Origin of the sequence: Pauljensenia sp. 27098_8_83 (genome assembly GCF_041432695.1) — a bacterium.
Lineage (GTDB): Bacteria > Actinomycetota > Actinomycetes > Actinomycetales > Actinomycetaceae > Pauljensenia.
Window position 1 is genome coordinate 1 of sequence record NZ_JAPWAD010000037.1, and the last position, 3,375, is coordinate 3,375.

A 3,375-nucleotide genomic window follows, 5' to 3' on the forward strand; every position below is an offset into this window, starting at 1 on the left:
TCGGGGAGTTCTTCAGCGGCTGCGCTTTTGAACCCGGTGAATCCATCCATCGCGACGATCTCAATGTGGCTGCGCCACGTATCGGGGCGGGAGGCTAGCCAGGTTGTGACGACCTGCTTGGAGCGGCCTGGGACCATATCCAGGAGCCGGGAGGGACCGCGACGGTCTCGTATAGGCGTCAAGTCCAAGATGACGGTGACGTATTTGTCGCCGTCAGGGGTGTGGCGCCACACGTGTTCATCCACGCCGATGACACGCACGCCATCGAACCTGGCTGGATCATTGATCAGTAGACGCTGGCCTTCAGCCAGGACAGCGGTGTTGGCGGCTCTTCCAGGACACGCCCAAGGCCTGGGCGATGCGCGCCACCGTTACATGATGAACGACCAGCCCAGTGAGCGCCCAACGCACCGCTGCACGCGAGAGCTTGGCGCGAGGATCGGCCGCTTGGCTCATATCCTGGCGCCACACATGGGCGCACTCCGAGCACCGGTAGCGACGCACGCTCACGTGCAAGATCGTGGGACGCCACCCGGAAGGCTCGTGCGCCAAGCGCCTGACCACCGTGTCACGAGCCACGCCCTCGCCCCCACAGCGTCGACACCACCGATCCTCACCAACGATGCGGCATGCCAACACTGCATGGTCTGGCCACATGCGCTGGCCTGTCACTTCCAGGCCTAGGTCATCCAGGCCCATCAAGGCGCTCAGGTCAGGGCGATCAAAGGTAGATTGGGCATGTCGAGGTCTTTCGGATGGACGGTGTAGGAACCCCCATCATCGAAAGACCTCGACCCCTACCCGGCCACGACACGCCCAACCCCACCCACCACACCCTCAATTATGAAGAGCCGGTTTGACCATCCCCAATGATCTGCCGAACAACTGCAACTACTTCGACCTGTGTAGCGACGGGGATGCGATCAAACTGGCTGCGATGCTGAAAGGCTCGGGAGCCGACGACCCCAACCTTCTGTCCCGAACGCTGAGGAGCTACTACAACAATCCAGTTTCGCTATTGCAGCGATTCAAGGCGATCTCTGAGAGTGTTGGTGCAAGCGACGGAGGAACCGCAAAGGACAAGTTCTTTGCAGAAATTGATGGCCCATTGGATGACAGATACGTTGGCCTTCCCACAGACGGTTCCAATGAGGCATACGGCTACTCGGGCGTTGAGCCTAGCGAAGAAACCAAGAGGGCAGCATGTCAAGCTCTAGCTGAATTCAGCTACTGAGTTTGTCATCTGCTTCGTGGCTGGGGCCAGGCGTAAGATACCTGGCCCCAGCCACTGCGGCATAAAGTGCCCAAGCACCCACGAAGAAGACCAGGTTTTCCTGCCAGTCCCCGACGAAAATCTCGTGTGTGCGAGTACTGCGATAGAACGAGTTCGTGACAACAAGTAGTAATGCAGCTGCCCCGCTTGACAAGAGTCGTATCCACAGTGCCTTCACTCGCGGTTGCGGCCATCGTCGTGGCGGGTCAACTATCAAAAGAACCAGGCCGGCGAGGAACGTTCCATAAAGCGGAAGAACCATCAAAAGAGTGCCAGCTGCGGAGAGTCCTGCGGCGGGGATATAGAAAATCCCAAAGCAGATTCCAATCCATGTCGTGTAGGTACGGATCGCATCCCTGATCGTGTGAGCAGGTGTGCCAAATCGGGCGGAGCTGCTCACGAGCATGTGTCCTGCTACTACCGTGAAGACAATCCAACCGAGACCGAAAGATAGGAGCGTCTCACTCCAGTGTTGAGATCCATAGTGGGTGGAAGCAACTGCATCAAACGCGATGAGCATGGTGGCTGCAAATCCTGCACCCAATACTCGGATCAGTAATGCTCGCCAGAGCGGTGACTCCCATGTTGATGGCCGATCAATGACAAAAAGCAGCAGCCCGGCGAAAGGTGCAAGCCACAATGGAGTGTTCACCGGGGCGGCTTCAGCAGTGAAGAGCAGAGAACCGGGCACTACCGCGAAGCCGAGGATGAGCCCTACCCAATACACGTAGGTCCGAAAGAATAGTTTTATAGACTTAACCACTCACACCTCCCATGGACTTCAGTACCGATATCATGACGATTTTACGGCGGGGAGGCGACCCCATGACCAAAGATGGCACCAACAGGGGCGGACGCCGCGTGCGTGCAGGCGCGAAGCCCGGCCCGCTGGGCGAGAAACTCGCCGCCGGACGCCCCGCCCCGCCTGGAAGACCCGCTCAACGAACCCTTCGACTTCGCAGGTAATGACATTGGCGACGGTGCGGTGCGTGCCGGGGAGACGATGCCCGAACCATCGGACTATCTGTCGGAGATTCAGCGTGACGGCAAACCGCTTGGCGCTGACCTCGTCTATCGGGAGACGTGGCAGTGGCTCGATCAACGTGGCTGTTCCCATTTCGTAGCGCCTCGCCTGATTGAGGCGTATGCGCAGGCGTTTGCCCGATACGTGCAGTGCGAGCAGGCGATCTCCAAGTTCGGCCTGCTTGAGCGGCCCGGTTCTCCCCCCCCTGTGATCGCATCGGACTTGGCAGATTCTAGGGGTGGTTGCAACACGTGTTATGCCCTGAGTAGCAGCTCAAGTCGCTGCTTGGGTGTGTCCCAGTTTAGCGTTTTGCGTGGACGGTCGCCCCGCTGGTCGGCGATGGCGTCCAGGTCTGCTTCGGTCAGGAGTGACAGATCAGTTCCTTTAGGCATGTATTGGCGCAGGAGCCCATTCGTATTCTCGTTGGTGCCGCGTTGCCAGGGTGAGTGTGGGTCGCAGAAGTAGACGTCAAGGCCTAGCTCGGAGGCGATCTTGCGGTGTTGGGCCAGCTCGCTTCCCTGGTCCCAGGTCAGTGACAGGCGCAAGGAATGGGGCACGTCTGCGAGCTTGTCGATGATGGCATCTTGAACGTCAGTAGCTGTATGCCCATTGGGTAAGTAGAGCAGCAGCGTGTACCGGGTCGAGCGTTCCACGAGTGTGCCAACCGCGGATTGTCCTTTGGCTCCGATGATTAAGTCGCCTTCCCAGTGGCCTGGGAGCGCCCGGTCTTCCACACTGGCGGGCCGTTCGCTGATCATCACCATGGGGTCCTTGAATCGTGGTCGTACCTGGCGAGAGTATGCGGCTGGGCGCCTGCGGGTGCGCCCTTGGCGCATGAGGGAAGCGATCTCTTTGCGGAGTGTGCCTTTGGCCTGGATGAAGATGGACTGGTAGATCGTCTCCACGCATGGGTTCATGCTCTGATTATGCGGGAAACGCATGCGCAAGTATGCGCAAATCTGTTCTGGGCTCCATCTGAGCTCAAGCTTGTCCCAGATGATGCCCCACAAGCGAGGATTGGCGCATTTGCGTGCTTTTGGGCGTTTGAGGCGCTTGCCTGCTCGCATGTGAGCAATGT

General features: G+C 59.0%; 3 protein-coding genes and 2 pseudogenes. 2 read left to right on the forward strand and 3 right to left on the reverse strand.

The window, feature by feature from the left end; all coding sequences use genetic code 11:
• Window positions 1–699 (reverse strand): annotated as a pseudogene (locus tag O3656_RS10105) (ISL3 family transposase); the annotation flags it as partial.
• Between the two features lie 157 nt (window positions 700–856).
• Here O3656_RS10105 and O3656_RS10110 point away from each other — a divergent pair.
• On the forward strand, window positions 857–1,234 hold the full coding sequence (locus tag O3656_RS10110; RefSeq protein ID WP_048676956.1) for a hypothetical protein: 378 nt from the start codon (window positions 857–859) through the stop codon (window positions 1,232–1,234).
• Here O3656_RS10110 and O3656_RS10115 read toward each other — a convergent pair.
• Complete coding sequence (locus O3656_RS10115; protein ID WP_082157735.1) at window positions 1,224–2,036, reverse strand: hypothetical protein; 813 nt, start codon at window positions 2,034–2,036, stop codon at window positions 1,224–1,226. The two genes, O3656_RS10110 and O3656_RS10115, sit on opposite strands and share 11 nt — an antisense overlap.
• A 62-nt stretch (window positions 2,037–2,098) precedes the next feature.
• Here O3656_RS10115 and O3656_RS10120 point away from each other — a divergent pair.
• Window positions 2,099–2,516 (forward strand): annotated as a pseudogene (locus O3656_RS10120) (terminase); the annotation flags it as partial.
• A gap of 35 nt (window positions 2,517–2,551) precedes the next feature.
• Here the strand turns inward: O3656_RS10120 and O3656_RS10125 are convergent.
• On the reverse strand, window positions 2,552–3,375 hold an 824-nt coding region (locus O3656_RS10125), incomplete at its 5' end, for an IS30 family transposase (protein ID WP_500063944.1).